The organism is Paenibacillus sp. FSL R5-0519, assembly GCF_037974275.1.
In the GTDB taxonomy this organism is placed as follows: Bacteria; Bacillota; Bacilli; order Paenibacillales; family Paenibacillaceae; genus Paenibacillus.
In genome coordinates this window covers 5,763,940-5,780,629 of the sequence record NZ_CP150234.1, presented here as the reverse complement: position 1 = coordinate 5,780,629, position 16,690 = coordinate 5,763,940, and the positions used below count along the sequence as shown (strand labels likewise).

The following is a 16,690-nucleotide window of genomic DNA, read 5'->3' as shown; positions in this document are numbered from 1 at the left end:
CATTATGAGGTAATAACCATCATATTATATAAAGTACGTAACATACATAGAGACTAATTTGTGAACATTATACTGTAACCTTGTTCCAAACCATAACGTGCAACTGGATGGTTGAGAGGGAAACATGGTATACTTTTCGGAAACAGGAATGAGTACGAGGGGAGGTGGATATCTATTGGGTAGGCGATATTGTAAATTGTCCAAATGGCGAATCTAGGTGGAGTTAAGCGAGGAACAATTGACAGCATGAGGGGTAACCCGATTTGAATGAAGAAGTTTCTGCAAGTCATTGACTTCATCTTGAATTCCTGTTTTGTAATTTTACAAGGTCAAACGTAAGACTTATACAAAAATTATCATTGAAATCGATTTTATATAAGGCAGACGTCGTGTTGAAAGAATAACAGTTGATGAATGGTTAACGTAGTTAACGGATCACACTGTAACTATCTCTGGAGGTGAATCCCTGAGAACCGGGGAAATCATTGGACATAATTACCATATTGAATATCGCTTTACTTATTATCTTGATTGCATTGACTGCATTTTTCGTGGCATCGGAGTTCGCTGTAGTCAAAATTCGTACATCAAGAGTGGATCAACTGGTTGCCGAGGGCAATAAAAAGGCCGTACTTGCCAAAAAAGTTGTCTCGGACCTGGATTATTATCTGTCAGCCTGTCAGCTCGGTATTACAGTCACCGCTCTGGGACTGGGAGCACTCGGAAAACCGACGGTTGAGAGATTGTTATACCCGGTATTCAATTATTTAGATGTACCTGCTTCAATTTCGTCAATCGCTTCCTATGCAATTGCCTTTATCCTCGTCACGTTTTTGCATGTGGTTGTTGGTGAGATGGCACCTAAAACATTGGCGATTCAGTTTTCGGAAAAGCTGACGTTATTGCTCTCACCACCTTTATATTGGTTTGGTAAAATCATGTATCCGTTCATCTGGGCGCTCAATGGAGCCTCACGTGTTATTTTGCGGGGATTCGGTGTGAAGCCTGCTGAACATGATCAAGCCTACTCGGAAGATGAGATCAAAATCATCATGAACCAGAGTTATGAAGGGGACGAGGACAACAAGACCAAGCTTTCATATCTGGAAAATGTATTTGTGTTCGATGAACGTGATGCCAAAGACATCATGGTCCCACGTACGGAACTGGTGACTTTGAATCAGGATATGACCTATGACGATATTATTCCTATATTGGATGAACATAACTATTCACGTTACCCTGTCATTGAGGATGGGGACAAGGACCGCATTATCGGCGTTGTGAATGTGAAAAAGATTTTGCCGGACATGGTTGCCGCAAGATCGTATCAACTGAGCGAGTTCGTTCGTGAGATCCCGTTTGTTTCCGAAGTTACACGTATCCAGGATGCGATGATTAAAATGCAGCAGGAACGTGTACACATGGCTGTAGTCGTGGATGAATACGGTGGTACTTCAGGAATCATTACGATGGAGGATATTCTGGAGGAACTGGTCGGTGAGATTCGGGATGAATTCGATGCCGATGAGGTGGCTGATATCCAGGAGACCGGAGAGAATCAATATCTGATTAATGGCCGGGTGCTTTTGGATGAAGTGGAGCGGCAGTTTGGACTTAGCTTTGAAGGAAATGAAGAGATGGATACGGTGGCCGGATGGATTCAATACCAGAAGGGTGTAGGTGTGGAAAAAGGCGACACGGTAGAACACGGAGATTATGTCTGGACCGTTGTGGACGCCGAGAACTATCACATCAAGCAAGTTCTTCTGGAACGAGTGAGCGGCGCTGAGGTTGAGGAAGCTGCTAGCGATCTGACGTAATCTTAGCCGGAAATTTTAAAAATTTAAATGTTTTTGCGATAACGTAGCAGTGTATGGGACGGAATCGATTCTGAAGAAGTGTAGCGTTCGCGTTTGCAGACCAATTGTAAACCTTTGAAAACAACAATCAGGGAAATTGGGAGGCAATGGCGATCGGAAGAACGAGCCGTCACCGGAACGTCACTCGTGCAACCTTAATATAAATTTTACTTGGAGGTGAATCCCTCAACCTGAGGGAAATCATTGGACGGAATAATAGCCTTGAATTTATTTTTAGTAGCCGTATTTATCGGTCTGACAGCCTTTTTCGTTGGAGCTGAATTTGCAATTCTTAAAGTACGGATGTCCCGAATCGATCAATTGATCTCGGAAGGTAACAAAAAGGCAGTACTGGCCAAAAAAGTGGCGCACAACCTGGATTATTATCTGTCGGCATGTCAATTGGGGATTACCATTACGGCGCTCGTATTGGGAGCCTTGGGTGAACCTACCGTTGAGAAAATGCTGCACCCGCTATTTGAGCGCATGGAAGTGCCAGCGGCGTTGTCTACCGTGCTTTCCTATGGTATTGCTCTCGCGATTATTACGTTCCTGCACGTGGTTATTGGTGAGTTGGCACCGAAAACACTGGCGATTCAGTTTGCAGAGAGAATGACGCTGTTGCTGGCACCACCATTGTACTGGTTCGGTAAAATCATGAATCCGTTCATCTACGCGCTGAATGGAGCTGCTCGTCTGTTGCTTGGCATCTTTGGTGTAAAACCTGCTGGGCATGATACCGTTCACTCGGAAGAAGAGCTGAAGCTGATTATGGCACAGAGCTATGAGAGTGGCGAGATCAACCAGACGGAGCTGGATTATCTGAAGAATATTTTTGCTTTTGATGAGCGTTTGCTTCAGGAGATCATGATTCCAAGAGACAAAATCGTTACCTTGAATAAAGAAATGCCGCTTGATCAGATCATTGAGACGCTGAATCGACATGAATACACGAGATATCCTGTTATTGCAAATGGAGATCAGACGCATTTTGTTGGTTTCATCAACACGAAAGAAATGCTGACAAGTGTGGCTGCAGGCCGTGCCTTTAATATGGAGACATTTGTCCATAATACGCCGAGTTTCTCCGAGCGTTCTCCGATCAAGGACGTGCTGATTCAGATGCAGCAAAGCCGTGTACACATTGCAACCGTGAAAAACGAGGCAGGTGTTACGGTAGGTATGGTTACGATGGAGGATATCCTTGAAGAGATTGTCGGAGATATCAAGGATGAATACGAGCACAAAGATCTGGTGAATCCTCCAAAAAGAATGAAATTGGTTTAAGCAGCAGTGTTAAAAAGAAATTACAGCATTAACGAAGTATCTAAGTAAAGCAACGTAATTGTTATAACGATAAGCAGGTTCCCGAGGTGCTCGGGGCCTGTTTTTTGGTTTGCATCTTAATTTTAAAATAAATGCTTGCATATTGTAGTGCAATGGATTAATATAAATTTAAAGAATCTTAAATTAAAGATAAATAACAAAATCAATACAATAAATAAAAGAAGCGCATCTAACTTATGATATTACTAAAACCAAGGGAGTGGAGATTATGTTCAGAACTTCAGGCATTCATCACATTACAGCTTTTGTAGACGATGCACAGAAAAACGTTGATTTTTACGCAGGCGTGTTGGGTCTCAGATTGGTAAAAAAAACAATTAACTTTGATGCACCAGACGTGTATCACTTGTATTATGGGAATGAGCAGGGTGCACCGGGCACAATCATCACCTTTTTCCCACAGCAGAATTCAAGAAGAGGTGTTATTGGTTCAGGTCAGACTGGAGTTACCGTATATGCGGTACCTGTAGGAAGCTTGCCTTTCTGGAAAGAACGTCTTACTTCCTTCGACATTCCGTATGAAGATAAAACCAGATTCGGTGAGCAGTACATTCGTTTCTTCGATAAAGGTGGCCTGTTGCTTGAACTGGTTGAGCGCGAAGGTGGCCAGCCAAGCAGCTGGAGTTTCAACGGTGTGACACCGGAGCATGCCATCAAAGGATTCGGCGGTGCGGTATTGTTCAGCCACGTTCCTGAGAAAACCATGGATGTATTGGTGAGCAAACTCGGTCTGGAGCAGGTTGGGGAAGAGAACGGACTCCTTCGTCTACAGGCAAGCGGCGATATTGGCCAGATCATTGACATTCAGTCTACAGGCATTCAACGCGGGATTGGCGGAGCCGGAACGGTTCACCATATTGCATGGCGTGCCAAAGACTACACGGAGCATGAGCAAATTCAGCAGGATCTTGAACAATCCGGGTATCATCCAACGCCAGTCATCGACCGTCAATACTTCAACGCTGTGTATTTCCGGGAGCCGGGAGGCATACTTTTCGAACTGGCTACCGATCCTCCGGGATTTGCACGGGATGAACCGGCAGAGAGCATGGGGGAGAAACTGATGTTGCCTGAATGGTATGAACCACAGCGCGAGCAGATTGAACAATTGTTGCCACGAATTGAAGTACGTGAATGGAAGGGAGAGTCCAAATCATGACTACAACCAATACAATGAAACATATCTATAAAGCAGGTGCTCAGGCGGATGCGCCAACAATTTTGTTGCTTCACGGTACAGGCGGGACTGAGAACGATCTGATCGGTCTTGCGGAGATGATTGCGCCAGGAGCTGGCATCCTTGGGGTACGGGGTAACGTATCGGAGAACGGGATGCCCCGTTTCTTCCGCCGCTTGGCCGAAGGTATTTTTGATGAAGAAGATCTGATTGCTCGTACGGCAGAGCTGGGATCTTTTGTAGATGCAGCTGCGGTGGAATACGGGTTCGATCGGTCCAATGTGTATGCACTGGGATACTCTAACGGTGCCAACATTGCTGCAAGCCTGATCTTCCATCAAGCGGATGTTTTCAAAGGTGCGATTCTGCATCACCCGATGGTACCGCTGCGTGGACTGGAATTGCCGGATCTGAAAGGTCTGCCTGTATTCATTGGTGCAGGCGAGAATGATCCAATTGTACCAAGACGTGAAACGGAGGAACTTGCTTCGCTGCTTAGCGGTGCAGGTGCCGATGTAAACACGCATTGGGAGCGTCAGGGTCATCAGTTGACTCGTACCGAGGCAGAAGCTGCGGCAGTTTGGTTTAAGACACAGGCGTAAGCGCGGTGGAGTGACGGTTATGAAACAGATAGAGACAGCCTGATCGTGAAGATCGGGCTGTTTTTCCATTTTAATTTGATCATCGATAGGCGGAGGAAATGATTGACTGGTGTTATGTAAACGGTACGAACCGGGTAAACATTTGAATGTGTGATAGATAACCTTGTATGCTTATTTTATATAGCTATGCACGACATCATGAACTGGAGGGGTTAATGTGGAACGTAACATCAAGGAACTGGTACAGCGGATGACACTGGAGGAGAAAGCGGGTATGTGCTCGGGGCTGGACTTTTGGCATCTGAAAGGGGTGGAGCGTCTTGGCATTCCTTCCATCATGGTGACGGACGGACCTCATGGGCTACGCAAGCAGGATAGCAGTGCAGATCATCTCGGTCTGACGTCGAGCGTGCCCGCAACCTGTTTCCCGTCTGCGGCAGGACTGGCTAGTTCATGGGACAAGGATCTGGCGCGTCAGGTCGGAGTAGCCTTGGGTGAGGAATGTCAGGCTGAGGATGTAGCGGTATTGCTTGGGCCGGGTGTGAATATTAAACGTTCCCCACTGGGCGGACGTAATTTTGAATACTTTTCCGAAGATCCGTTGTTATCTACACAGATGGCTACCGGTCATATTCAGGGTGTGCAGAGTCAGGGCGTGGGTACGTCTCTCAAACACTTTGCAGTCAATAATCAGGAAGAACGGCGCATGTCGATTGATGCGGTGGTAGATGAACGGACGTTGCGCGAGATTTATCTGGCGAGCTTCGAAGGTGCGGTGAAGGATGGACAGCCGTGGACGGTGATGTGTTCCTACAACAAGGTGAACGGCACGTATGCAGGTGAGAATGAATGGTTGCTGACGGATATCCTGAAAGAGGAATGGGGACACGAAGGGCTCGTGGTATCAGACTGGGGTGCGGTTAATGAACGTGCAGACGCCCTTGCAGCAGGACTTGAACTGGAGATGCCAGCAAGCGGCGGAATCGGTGAGCGTAAAGTGATTGATGCCGTAGAGAGCGGACAATTGCCGCTGGACAAGCTAGATCGGGCGGTGGAGCGTCTGCTTACGCTGATCTTCAATGCCGTTGATCAAAAGCAAGAAGGGGCTACATATAATAAGGATGAGCATCACCGACTTGCGCGCAAGGTGGCAGGCGAGAGTATGGTTTTGTTGAAAAATGAAGAAGGTATCCTGCCGCTGGGGCGTGCAGGAAAAGTGGCGTTAATCGGAGCATTTGCGCGTAAACCCCGCTTCCAGGGCGGTGGCAGTTCCCACATTAATCCAACCAAAGTGGATGATATTGTGGAAGAGATGACACAGGTGGCTGGCGAAGGTGTAACCTTCTCCTATGCCCCAGGTTATTGGATTGAAGCGGATGATGTGGATGAGACATTGATGCATGAGGCTGTTCAGGCAGCGAAGTCGGCGGATACCGCTGTAGTGTTCGTTGGATTGCCGGATCGTTATGAATCCGAAGGGTATGATCGTTCCCATCTGCGCCTGCCTGACAATCATATTCGGTTGATCGAAGAGATTGCGAAGGTTCAATCACGTGTCGTCGTGGTTCTGAGCAACGGATCTCCAGTAGAGATGCCTTGGCTGCCGAAGGTGCAAGCGGTGCTCGAAGCGTATCTTGGCGGACAGGCGGTTGGTGGAGCGATAGCCGATCTGTTGTACGGAGAGGTGAATCCGTCCGGCAAACTGGCAGAGACGTTCCCTGCCAAACTCAGCCATAATCCATCTTATCTGAACTTCCCGGGCGAAGGGGATCGTGTCGATTATCGGGAAGGTATCTTTGTGGGTTACCGCTATTATGACAAAAAAGAGCTGGAGCCCCTGTTCCCGTTTGGTTATGGACTGAGTTATACAACATTTGAATATGCCGACCTGAAGGTAGATCGCACGGAACTGACCGATCAGGATGAGTTGAATGTGCAAGTTCGGGTCACCAATACCGGAGACAGAGCGGGCAAGGAGATTGTACAACTATATGTCAGCGACGTGGAGAGCACAGTGATTCGCCCAGTCAAAGAACTGAAGGCTTTTGCCAAAGTAGCGCTTGAACCGGGAGAGTCAAAAGTAGTGAGCTTTACACTAAACAAGCGTTCATTCGCCTATTACAATGTGGATATGAAAGACTGGCATGTGGAGACTGGAGAGTTCGAGATTCAAGTGGGCAGTTCCTCACGGGACATTCATGTGCAGACACGGGTGAATGTAGAGTCCACAGCGACATTCCTTCCAACTTATACGCGTAATAGTACATTGGGGGATATCCAGCGTGATCCGGCCCATAAAAAGCTGCTCGAACAGGCTTTGCAGCAATTCCAGGAGGCCAGTGGATTTGGCGGTGAGGATGCGGGTGACCATGCGGATATGATGGATGCAATGATGAAATATATGCCGCTGCGTGCACTGGTTGCGTTTAGCGGTGGGGCCATGACGGAAGAAGCGATGAACGAGCTTCTGGAGCAGCTGAACAACAAGGATCATGGTATTCGGGGATAAGGGGCAGCAGCCTTAAATCGAGTATTCATCCATCCTTAGAATAAGCGAATGTGCAATCCGTGGAGGAACTGCGCACGAAGCAACAAGAAGGTGTATGTGAGGACCAGCCGCATAGTGGCTGGTACAGTTACCCGATCTGATTATGGATCGGGTTTTCTTTTTCATAAGGGAAAAGAGGGAGAACGGAACGGTGGGATAGGGGATAATCCATGCAATGCAACAGAAAGTGATAGAAACGACAGGACGGCTGTAACATTGATGAAGCAACATGGTTGTGGTAAAGGATGGAGTATTCTATAATGGAGTAATTGATAATCATTTTCAATTAGATCGGTGAACGATGACTATGGATGTAATCAGGAGGAGAAGATGAATCCTAACTCTAGCTCACATACGTTTGGCTCAAGTGCGTTTGTGGAGACCCGCGATGGTCGCAAATTACATTATATGTCCAGGGGAACAGGAGAACTTACGGTTGTATTTGAATCCGGTATGGGTGCCTCCAGATCGAACTGGGGATTAGTTGCACCAGCCATTGCTGAGCATGCACGCGCCGTCGTGTATGACAGGGCAGGGGCGGGACGAAGTGATATGGACTCGGCTTCACGTAGCCTTGAACGCATTGCAGGTGACCTTGGGGAACTGCTGACTGCGCTGGGTCCGGGGCCTTTCATTCTGGTTGGACATAGCTGGGGAGGTCCGATCGTACGGGCTGCGGCGGCTGCACATCTGTCTCGATTACGTGGCATTATTCTGGTAGATCCATCAGACGAGCATTGCAAAATGTATTTTTCCAAACTTACTAAGATGAGCTTTGCCTTCAATGGTTTCCTTATTCCAATCATGGCACGTACGGGTTTATATAAGTTGCTCGGCAGCAAAGCGGGAAGCATTCAGCCTGACGATGTGGCGGCGGATCACCTCAAGGAAGATTTTACTGTACGAGCAGCCAGCACGATGCTTGCGGAGGGCAAAACATTTCTGAGTGACATGGCAGCGCTGCTGGAACATCCTCCGGCTCTGGGTAATCTGGAAGTCAGCGTGATCTCGGGTACGAAACCGGGTAAGGGAGAGGGGAAAATCAGACCTGCACTCATCAAGGCGCATCGCCAGACGGTGAGCAAGCTATCCAATGCAAGATGGATTGGGGCAGATCAATCGGGACATATGGTTATATATACAGACCCTCAGGTCATTATCGATGAAATTGTACGAATGATAAATGAAGTGAGCTCAGGCGCAAGATCAGAACAAAAGTGATACAATACAAAGAAAAGCAGTGCGCGACATTGCTAGATAAGTTGAATTAGCCATTTACACGATAACGAAGAGGACAGAAAGAACCTGAAAAAGCGGAGCGTTCGCCTAAAAGCTTTCTGAAAGAAAGCTGCATCGGAAGCATAAGCTATCACCGGATTTTTCCCTTTAGAAAGGGAATCGAAAAAATCTGGGGATAACAGCGATTGGAGGGTTGTTCTGTCATCGTAGTTTCAGTGTAAATAAACGTTGTTCAACTTATATAGACCATAAAAGCGGAGTGTGGAGACAACATGAAACCAGTTGAACAAGAACCAACGGGAACCACAAATCCCGGCCGTGCCAGTGTTGGCATGGAAGATATCGTGCGTGCACATCATGTGCTGCGTGAGGTCATTGTAAGAACGCCGTTGCAGCGGGACGCTGTATTGTCGGCCAAATATAACTGTAATGTGTATCTGAAAAGGGAAGACCTTCAAGTGGTGCGCTCGTTCAAAATTCGGGGTGCCTATAATATGATTCGCAGTCTGACACCAGCCGAGATGGAGAAGGGTATTGTCTGTGCAAGTGCGGGCAACCATGCCCAAGGCGTCGCTTTTAGCTGTAATGCCCTTGGAATTAACGGCAAAATCTTCATGCCGAGTACAACCCCGAACCAAAAGGTGAAACAGGTAAGACGTTTTGGCGGTGACAACGTTGATGTGGTGCTGATCGGGGATACGTATGATGATGCGTATGCTGAAGCGATGCGTGCATGTGACGAACAGGGCATGACGTTCATCCATCCGTTTGATCAACCGAAGATTATTGCAGGTAATGGTACGGTAGCGATGGAAATCATGGAAAGTCTCGATGAGAATGCCGACTATGTGTTCGTGACGATTGGTGGCGGAGGACTGGCGGCCGGTGTGGGAACCTACATGAAGACTGTGAGTCCGGAGACACGCATCATTGGTGTTGAGCCACTTGGGGCAGCCTCCATGAGTGAGGCGATGTTCCGTAAACAGGTTGTAACGCTGGATGATATTGATAAATTCGTGGATGGCGCAGCGGTGAAGCGAGTTGGCGACCTGACCTATGATATCTGCAGCAGTATACTTGATGACATTGTGAAAGTGCCGGAAGGCAAAGCCTGCACAACCATTCTGGAACTATATAATGAAAATGCAATCGTGGTTGAGCCTGCCGGTTCCTTGGCAGTTGCGGCGCTGGAGCAGTATCGTGAGCAAATTGTGGGCAAGACGGTGGTCTGTGTCATCAGTGGCGGGAATAACGATATTGACCGGATGCAGGAGATCAAAGAACGTTCTCTGATCTACGAAGGTCTGAAGTATTATTTCATGGTTAATTTCCCACAGCGTGCAGGAGCATTACGTGAATTCCTGGAGGAAGTTCTAGGGAAGAATGATGATATCACCCGGTTTGAATATACGAAGAAGCATGATAAGGAAAATGGCCCTGCCCTCGTGGGCATTGAGCTGATGTACAAGGAAGATTACCAACCGCTCATTGAACGTATGAACCGCAAAGGTATCGCCTATACCGAGCTGAACAAAAACCTGAATCTGTTCAACATGTTAATCTGATGAATTATTCAACAAGGCAGTCAGACATGCAGTCGGAGGTGAAATGAAGTATGCAATCAGATCACCAAGAAACATCTCCTCTGATCAGACCAGGGAACATCGAAGATGCTGATCAAGTCATTCCGTTGCTGTACCAGGCGATAGGAGATATTGCTTACGCGCTTGCGGGTGAGGTGGATCATGAGAAGGCAATGCAGATTTTGCAGGATTTCTATGTACAGGAAGACAATCGGATTAGCTATCGTCATGTGACAGTGATGGAGCAGGATGGACTTGTGGCGGGAATTCTCGTAGCCTATGATGGCGGTGAAGCGGATCGTCTGGACCAGCCGATTCTGAATCGCCCTGGACGAAGTCGGGATGAGAAGTATACTTTGGTTAAAGAAACCCGCCCGGGTGAGTATTATCTGGATACTCTCTCGGTAAGTGAAGCTTATCAGGGGCAGGGCATCGGCCGGGCACTGATGGCTGCTTTTGAGCAGCAGGGCAGAGATCTGGGTCACTCGCAGGTATCCCTGATTGTAGAACGGGACAATGGCCGTGCGCTAATGCTCTATGAACGGCAGGGATATGTCAAAGACGATGTCATTGTCATCGCAGGACATGAGTATAATCATATGGTCAAGCCACTTTAATAGAGCAAGAAACCAAGAAGAAACCGCTACAGGGAGATCCTGTGGCGGTTTTTGTCGTAATGATATGTTGTAGCGTAGCCTAAATATTTAGGCCTCAATATTAATGTGACAAGGAACAGATTAACTCAATAATTGGCATAATCGCTGACCGGCACATGCTGCTCCAGCCATTTCTCGACTGCAGCCGTTTTCTCATACTTCGATTCCTTAACCACGGCCATAAAAGCAACCAGCTTAGTCAGGAACTCACTATCAACGGATGCAAGACGCTGCAAGACACCGTTGTAGCCTCTTTGGGCGTTCGCCACCATTTTGTTCGTGTCATAATCAAACAGCGGTGTGTTGTTCAGCCCATAAAAAGTATACAGGGTATAACTGTTTAACAGATTATGCACCTGCTTGGCCCGATTTGATTTCGGATAGAGTTCCAAAAATTTTTCCTGGCTGAGTGCTCGAAGGAGAATTTCCTGATAGCCAATGACCAGAGCACCGTCATCCGCAGGCAAGTTTTTCGTTTCCTTTGTCATGATATGGATGTAGCTTGAGATATCCTCTTTAATGACAGAGGTATATTTCACGAATGCCGCATAATTCATTATGGGATAGAGAGAGCCTTCGAGCATCACGAGACGGTAGCCGCTGTCACGGGATTCTTTTAGAAGTGCACGCAGATCGGAGTCCTGGGTACGCTCCATAAGTTTGGTGAAGCTATCGTTCATCTTGTAAGCATTGATCATCTTGTCCTGAACGTTAGGAACGAGCAGGCGGTCCGTCATGGCACCCAGCGCCTTCAGGCGAGCATTCTCCAATTGAAGCACCATCAGGGTGGCGTGATGTTTTGTTACTTTTTTGATATGAGATTCGAGATAAATATCCGCGGCAGGCAGGCCGTTTTTTTTGTAGAGCATGGATTGAAATGTTTGATATATGGTTGTTGAACTGGCAGTTGTGACTTTGGAATCTGTACTGGAAGAAGCGGCAGAAGCAACTCCGGATAATGGGGCTACAGCCGTTTGGATCAGCATGAGGACGGCGGTTGCTGTAATGAAGGTACGCATGCCTTTACGTTTGGCAGATTGAAACGATGATGTCATGGATATGAACCTCCCGTAGTTAAGAAAATGATAGGCGTTGTTCACTAGTCACTATACATTAACGTAATTGGGGCAGGATGTGGTTGCGGAATAGTGACAAATTTTTCTGTTATTTTTAACTTTTGGAGGGTGGAAGATAGAGGAAGATTTCTGCGAAAATATTTTTTGTACAACTGGAAACTTTTGAGCTGATCGGAACGTCTTAGTTGTGCACAGGTAAATACAGGAATGAATGAAAAGAACAACGAATCTATTTCGATGTTAACTACATGCGAGAATGGGGATATGGGATATGAGGAAAGCGGGAGGAAAACAAGTGAAGAAGGTAATGTCAGCGCTGGCTGTATCGGCCATGCTGATGTCCGCACTTCCAACGTCGGTTATGGATGCAGCTGCGAGGATCAGCATATATATTAATGATGCAGAGTTATCATCTGCTCAGGCACCTGTGATGAAAGGTGGACGCGTACTGGTTCCGCTGCGGTCGATTTTTGAAGGATTGGATGCGAAGGTACAGTACACGAACAGAACCAAAACGATTGTTGCAACTCGCGACGATCAGGAAGTTACATTGACACTCGGTTCCAAAACGGCATACATCAACGGGGAAGCGATATCGCTGGATGTACCTGCAAACACGATTAAGGGCAACACGATGGTTCCGATTCGTTTTGTCAGTGAAGCTTTTGGAGAAAAAGTATTCTGGAACTCGCGCAATCAGCGTGTAGATATCAAGACAACGGTAACGCCACCAGTGGATGAGACACAATATGCTGCATGGAACATCTATGGTTCGGTATCCGGAAGTAACGGGGATGGTCGTGACCTGACCGTGAGCTTCACACGTCCAACGTCGGAGAAGGCGGTCTCTGCTTACCGGATTATGTTGGTGAAAACACGCGATGTGAATACCTTCACGGAGTCGGCAGCATCGGCAGTACCTTCTGCGAACTATACATCTGTAACACCGAATGGCAGCAACCCGAAACTGACGCTTAATGCACAGACGCGTGACGTAAACGGTGATTTGCTTAATAGCAACGAGACGTATCGCCTGTATGTTCTGACTGTTGGTAACAGCAACAATAATTATAAAAATGCATTGAACTGGTCTTCCCAGGCATTGAAGCTCAATATTGTGAAATCCACAGTACAGGCAGTTACAAGTCTGCGTGCCGCAGATATTAGTGACTATGGCGATGGCCGTGATCTGGAGATTAACTTCACGCAGCCGAGCACAACATCGAACATTACGTATTATCGTGCATTTGTTGTCAAAGCGAAGGACTCTTCTGCGTTCAATCTGGCTGCGGCGAACAAAGTGTCCAGTGCTAACTCCACGATCATATACAAAGGAAACAGTACCGCAGTGAAAAGCCAGCTGACTTCTTCGACTCGGGATACGTCCGGCGAATTGATCAAGAGCGGTACAGCATATGTAGTATACATCTTGTCTGTAAGCACAAATACAACAACAGACAGCAAGCTGTCCGCAGCATCTTCTTCACTTACCCTGTCCGTGAACACAGCAACGTCTCCAGTGATTACACAGGTGAGAGACAACTCGGATTATGGAGATGGACGTGATATCCAGGTGAGCTTCAACCGTTCATCGGATGAGTCCAAGGTGGCGAATTATCGCGTCTTCGTGGTGCGTAACTCGGTTGCCAGCAACTTCAATCTGACGACAGCAAGCAATCTGTCCTCCAGTCTGTACTATACGGTGAACAAAACAGGCAACAACATTACAACGACATTGCCTTCATCCATGAAGGACACAAGTGGTTATAACGTAACGAATCTGCAAGATTATCGTATCTTCGTGATGGCGGTGGGCAATCAGCAAAATGGATACACCAATGCGCTGTCAGCTTCCTCCACTGTGCTGAGACTTACAACGAACGGTAACGCTGGAGTTATTAGCAACCTGGCTGTTGCGGATATTAGTGACTACGGTGATGGCCGTGATCTGCGGGTTTCGTTCAACAAAGCTGCGGATGAATCCAGAATCTCTGCCTATCGAGTATATGTCGTTCGTTCCGCTAATGTGGGCAGCTTCACGCTGAGCGCAGCTAATGCATCGAACAACTATACACAGGTGAACAAAACAGGTGGTAACCTGTCCGTTACGCTTCCGAATGCATATGATACAAGCGGTTCTAAAGTCCAAGAAGGTGTGAGTTATCGTGTATTTGTTGTATCGGTGAGCAACAGTGGGAATGCTAGCCAGAATGCACTGTCTAGTTATTCTTCATTAATCACATTATCTAAAACTGCTGTGTTGACTGCACCAACAAGCATCACAGCAAAGGATATTGGCGATAATGGCAATGGTAGCGACATAAGTGTGACGTTTAATAGATCGGCGAATGAGACTAACGTTCATCACTACCGTGTGTTTGTAGTAAAGAAAACGAATGTAAGTGGATTTGATCTGGCAGAAGCGAATCGAAATCCTAATTTTATTCCCCAGAGTAAAACTGGAGGAAGCGGAAACTACACTTTGACTTTAAATAATGCAAGAACGACAGATGGCGCAGATATTCGAAATGATGAAGACTATCGTATATTTGTACTGGCGGTGAGCAATACCGGTACTATTTCGAATGCTCTATCTACGGTCTATTATGATCTTAGGTTGTCTGTAACTGGTGAAGTTGGGAAAGTTAAAATCACTAATGTTGAAGTTAAGAAAGAAGAGCAAGCAGCTGGAGATGTAACGGATGTGACTTTGACATACACGGAACCAGATTCCAAAGTAGGGATCGGACGTTATGTTGTTATGGTTGCTCCGACAGGAAGCGCATTTGGGCTCAATGTAGCGAAGAACATAGCGAAAGAAAACAACTCCAATACAATAAAATCTGTGGAAACATCTGGAGGCACTGCCACACTTCCGAGTGTACTGTCTGATATCAATGGTCAAAAAATTGAAGCAGGCAAATCATACACGGTGTATATTTTATCTGAATCAAACGATAATAATCGTGAATCAAGTTTGGCTTCATCTACATTCACGATTAATGCGAAGAAACAGACAATTACGCCTGTTGAGAGTGTAAAAGATCTAAAAGCAACTGTAAGTGCTTCTTCCATTAGTGTAAGTTTCACTAAACCAAATGAAGCAGGCATTGCTCGCTACGATGTGTATATCGTTAAAGAAGAGGGAAGCTCAGGAACTACTGGGAAAGCTTTAAAAGATGTTAGTACGGGTGGTAATCCTTTAGCAACAGTGGATATTGGAATTTCCGCCAAGGATTCAGATGATGCCACTTTTGGAGTAGGAAAATACAAAGTTTTGGTAGTCTCAGTGGTAAGTGAGCCGACGAAATATACTTCCGTCAGTACATCAGAAGCATTTGAGATTTTACCGGCTCCTTCTGGGACTGGTCAGTGAACTGCCATTAAGAGCCATCCTCTATACAGGGTTCATGAATTTAGATAAGAAAACGTGGTTGAAAGAAATTCATAATGGATAATTGAATTTTAGGAATTCGAATTAATTAACTCCCTTTCTATACGGAAAGGGAGTTTTTATCATTCCCTCTTAGATACCGTTTAACGTCCTCGTGGCAACTTGCGTTTTGAAAATCTTGTCGCCAAAAAGGTTCCTTAGACCATTGCTGCAATAGGACGACCCGATGGATAATAGAAGGAATAAGCTAGAAGCCTATGAGCCGAAAGGAATGATGGAATGCTTGCGTTTCGTTTGACGGGCCAGCCGGATTCCCGGTTGCCACTGTACCTGTATTGTGTGGGCACGCAGGAAGCGAAAGTTCTGCATAGACCGGATGGATTTCCGGTATATCAGTTGTTTTTGTCACGGGGTGGTGAGGGACAGTTCAGGATTTCGGGAAAAGGGACGTGGACGATGGGAGCAGGGCAGTTATTCATCGTGGAACCCAAGGTTGCGCATGAGTATGTGCCTCTTTCCAAATCCAAAGGAGAACTTGGTTATATCGGTATTGGCGGTGAATCGGCTGGATCGATACTTCATAGCTCGGGTTTGCTTCAGAACGAGCCGTATCCCATCTCCAGTTTTGAATTCATCTGGTCGCGGTTAGCAGATCTGTGGCACGCGCTGGATCAAGGAGCAACGGAAATGTGGAACACTTCAACTCTGATCTACCAGCTCATTTTGGATATAGCACAATCAAAAATTGCATCGGATGTCGGTCGTGTGGATATTGGATCATCTATGGTGCAGGAGGAGATAGTAACACGTTCGAATCAGGAGTCCGATATGGGCAAGGATGCACTCGTCCGAGCAGTAGCATTGATGCATACGCATTATCAGGATGACCTGTTATTGAGGCATGTCGCTGACGCAGTGGGTTATTCGGTGCAGCATCTCAATCGATTGTTTCATCATCATTATGGCGTGACAGGACATCAATATATGCAGCGATTGCGGTTGCAGAAGGCTTCGGACTGGTTGAACAAGCACCCAAGCGCAAGCGTGCGAGAGGCGGCAGAAACCATCGGCATGGAAGTGAACTATTTTATCCGGATGTTCAAGCGGGAGTTTGGAGAAACACCAGGCAAAGGAATCAAACATAGGCACCAGCTCCAAAAGGAAAAAGACCTCACGAATTCGTGAGGCCCCTTAATTGATGATATA

General features: G+C 46.7%; 11 protein-coding genes. 10 read left to right on the top strand and 1 reads right to left on the bottom strand.

Annotation, left to right across the window (positions count from 1 at the left end):
• Window positions 1-485: 485 nt before the first annotated feature.
• The 8 genes from MKY73_RS25945 (at window position 486) to MKY73_RS25910 (ending at window position 10,975) form a co-directional block, all read left to right on the top strand.
• Complete coding sequence (locus tag MKY73_RS25945) at window positions 486-1,823, top strand: hemolysin family protein (protein ID WP_339304166.1); 1,338 nt, start codon at window positions 486-488, stop codon at window positions 1,821-1,823.
• 243 nt (window positions 1,824-2,066) lie between these two features.
• The gene (locus MKY73_RS25940; RefSeq protein ID WP_339258782.1) at window positions 2,067-3,149 is read left to right on the top strand and encodes a hemolysin family protein; all 1,083 of its coding nucleotides are present in this window, start codon (window positions 2,067-2,069) and stop codon (window positions 3,147-3,149) included.
• Between the two features lie 265 nt (window positions 3,150-3,414).
• Window positions 3,415-4,368: a ring-cleaving dioxygenase gene (locus MKY73_RS25935; protein ID WP_339308761.1), complete on the top strand. Its 954-nt coding sequence runs from the start codon at window positions 3,415-3,417 to the stop codon at window positions 4,366-4,368.
• A 14-nt stretch (window positions 4,369-4,382) separates the two neighbouring features.
• Complete coding sequence (locus MKY73_RS25930; RefSeq protein WP_339308760.1) at window positions 4,383-4,988, top strand: alpha/beta hydrolase; 606 nt, start codon at window positions 4,383-4,385, stop codon at window positions 4,986-4,988.
• Window positions 4,989-5,205: 217 nt separating this feature from the next.
• Window positions 5,206-7,497 (top strand): glycoside hydrolase family 3 C-terminal domain-containing protein, encoded by a 2,292-nt coding sequence (locus MKY73_RS25925; protein WP_339304164.1) that lies wholly within the window; start codon window positions 5,206-5,208, stop codon window positions 7,495-7,497.
• A 369-nt stretch (window positions 7,498-7,866) separates the two neighbouring features.
• Window positions 7,867-8,757 (top strand): alpha/beta hydrolase, encoded by an 891-nt coding sequence (locus MKY73_RS25920; RefSeq protein ID WP_339304163.1) that lies wholly within the window; start codon window positions 7,867-7,869, stop codon window positions 8,755-8,757.
• A 290-nt stretch (window positions 8,758-9,047) separates the two neighbouring features.
• Window positions 9,048-10,340: a threonine ammonia-lyase IlvA gene (gene ilvA, locus MKY73_RS25915; RefSeq protein ID WP_339304161.1), complete on the top strand. Its 1,293-nt coding sequence runs from the start codon at window positions 9,048-9,050 to the stop codon at window positions 10,338-10,340.
• Window positions 10,341-10,390: 50 nt separating this feature from the next.
• Window positions 10,391-10,975, top strand: a complete 585-nt coding sequence (locus MKY73_RS25910) for a GNAT family N-acetyltransferase (protein ID WP_339304160.1) — start codon at window positions 10,391-10,393, stop codon at window positions 10,973-10,975.
• 125 nt (window positions 10,976-11,100) lie between these two features.
• Here MKY73_RS25910 and MKY73_RS25905 read toward each other — a convergent pair whose 3' ends face one another.
• Window positions 11,101-12,069, bottom strand: a complete 969-nt coding sequence (locus tag MKY73_RS25905) for a hypothetical protein (RefSeq protein WP_339304158.1) — start codon at window positions 12,067-12,069, stop codon at window positions 11,101-11,103.
• Between the two features lie 316 nt (window positions 12,070-12,385).
• On the opposite strand from MKY73_RS25905, the gene MKY73_RS25900 reads away from it, so the two are divergent.
• Together MKY73_RS25900 and MKY73_RS25895 are read left to right on the top strand one after the other, a co-directional pair.
• Entirely contained in the window at window positions 12,386-15,466 is a 3,081-nt protein-coding gene (locus tag MKY73_RS25900) for a copper amine oxidase N-terminal domain-containing protein (protein ID WP_339304157.1), read from the top strand.
• A gap of 297 nt (window positions 15,467-15,763) precedes the next feature.
• A complete protein-coding gene (locus tag MKY73_RS25895) occupies window positions 15,764-16,669 on the top strand; it encodes an AraC family transcriptional regulator (protein WP_339304155.1) in 906 nt (301 codons plus the stop codon).
• Window positions 16,670-16,690: the final 21 nt, after the last annotated feature.

Coding starts and splice junctions, on each gene's coding strand:
- MKY73_RS25930 (WP_339308760.1), top strand. CDS start 4,383: ATGAAACATATCTATAAAGCAGGTGCTCAGGCGGATGCGCCAACAATT.
- MKY73_RS25920 (WP_339304163.1), top strand. CDS start 7,867: ATGAATCCTAACTCTAGCTCACATACGTTTGGCTCAAGTGCGTTTGTG.
- ilvA (WP_339304161.1), top strand. CDS start 9,048: ATGAAACCAGTTGAACAAGAACCAACGGGAACCACAAATCCCGGCCGT.
- MKY73_RS25910 (WP_339304160.1), top strand. CDS start 10,391: ATGCAATCAGATCACCAAGAAACATCTCCTCTGATCAGACCAGGGAAC.
- MKY73_RS25905 (WP_339304158.1), bottom strand. CDS start 12,069: ATGACATCATCGTTTCAATCTGCCAAACGTAAAGGCATGCGTACCTTC.
- MKY73_RS25895 (WP_339304155.1), top strand. CDS start 15,764: ATGCTTGCGTTTCGTTTGACGGGCCAGCCGGATTCCCGGTTGCCACTG.